General features: G+C 38.9%; 2 protein-coding genes. Both read left to right on the top strand.

Annotated features, from left to right (window positions below):
* The first annotated feature begins 1,002 nt into the window (after positions 1-1,002).
* A complete protein-coding gene (locus QUA16_RS36620) occupies positions 1,003-1,170 on the top strand; it encodes a hypothetical protein (RefSeq protein WP_333109710.1) in 168 nt (55 codons plus the stop codon).
* Complete coding sequence (locus tag QUA16_RS36615; RefSeq protein ID WP_333109712.1) at positions 1,171-1,449, top strand: hypothetical protein; 279 nt, start codon at positions 1,171-1,173, stop codon at positions 1,447-1,449.
* The last annotated feature ends 107 nt before the right edge of the window (positions 1,450-1,556 follow it).

The following is a 1,556-nucleotide window of genomic DNA, read 5'->3' as shown; positions in this document are numbered from 1 at the left end:
TGCAACCTCAAAGAAAGCGCTCCTGCTGTTGCTTCCGACAACCGAAACTCTTCAACAATCGAGCCTCGCATCGACCAGCAAGGCAGTAAATTAGCATAGTTGCGAGAGCAGGGTAAACGCATCTAAATTAATTTGACGAAAATGTGGATTTGTACATTAGCAAATAACTAAAAAAACCTTCTTGAAATTATTAAATTTAACCCCAATTAAGCAGATTAAATCAAAAATTTAAGCATTTATAGCAATCCTAAATGATTATACTCGTTACAAGGCAGAGCCTGGTAACGCCTATCCGGAGGCTCTGCCTCCATAGTCTGGGCCGAGGCAGAGCCTCGCTTACATCGGTTCCCAGGCAGAGCTTGGAAGTTAACCAGTTATTGAAACTGATGCGAGGATTGCTATATAAAGTTTTTAAACCCGGATAATTTTCACAATAGATGGGTGTTAGATTTTGAGCGTTAGCTGGCAGAGTTTAAAATTTGAACTAAATAATTATTATCCATTCCCGCTCGATAGCGTTGCATTTTTAGACTTTGTTTAGAAGTTTTTTATTGTTTCCGTAAATTTATGGCTAGCCTCCGATTGAAGTGCAAAATTGTCGGGAGAATGATCTTTGCGAATGCGACTCTTGTCTGAGCGAAAATCTAACATCTAATGTCCAATGTAAGCTATTTTCAATGCCCCAAAGACTGCGGATTGCCCCAGCGGTAGTCCTGCATAAGCTGTGTTGCATCTAGATTGCCTATGGTATGAGAGAGGGAGAGGCTCCGATGGGGATCGGGGGAGAGGATTTGACGATTTTTAATCAGGGATCGAAATATACAATTTAAATGCAGAACAGCTTAGCAAGGAAAATGTGTTATAATTTTATTCTTTTAACCTACCTTAAATTTTAGCTTATGAACTGTCCCAAGTGTAACTCTGAATACATATTGAAAAAGGGTCGCACTCGCTAGCGATTAGCAAAATTTTAAATGTCGAGATTGTCGAAGACAATTCGTTATGACTCCCAGACATCAACCGATTTCATCAGCAACAAAAGAGTTGATAGATAGACTTTTATTAGAAAAGATATCTCTGGCTGGGATTGTGAGGGCGACTGGGGTTTCGGAACGGTGGTTGCAATACTATGTTAATAAAAAATTAGGAGCTGTAAAAAGAGAAGTATAAGTGAAGTCAAAAAAGAAAGGGAAGCTAACAATTCAATGTGATGAAATGTGGTCATTTGTGGGCAATAAGGATAACAAGCAGTGGAAAGAGCTGGCAATTGAGGCCTCAACCAAAGAAATTGTAGGAGTATATATTGGCAAAAAAGATGAAGCTGGCGCTCAAGGATTATGGGATTCTCTGCCACCCGTTCTAGAGTCAATGTCCCGTAAGTTATACAGACTTTTGGAGGGCCTAGGTCACAGTTTTTCCTCCAAAAATATACAAGGCAGTAGGAAATGAGACTGGTCTGACAAACTATATAGAAAGATTGGTAGTAATAAATATGTAGTGATTAGATATTTATTGGCTCAAAACATAGTTGTAATGATGGATAAAATACCAAATAG

Origin of the sequence: Microcoleus sp. S13_C3 (genome assembly GCF_036700905.1) — a bacterium.
GTDB lineage: Bacteria > Cyanobacteriota > Cyanobacteriia > Cyanobacteriales > Microcoleaceae > Microcoleus.
Note: the sequence above shows the minus strand (reverse complement) of the source record. Positions and strands in the feature narration are given on the sequence as shown.

Bases quoted from the DNA above. Each gene is read 5' to 3' on its own strand.
- QUA16_RS36620 (WP_333109710.1), top strand. From the start codon at position 1,003: ATGACTCCCAGACATCAACCGATTTCATCAGCAACAAAAGAGTTGATA.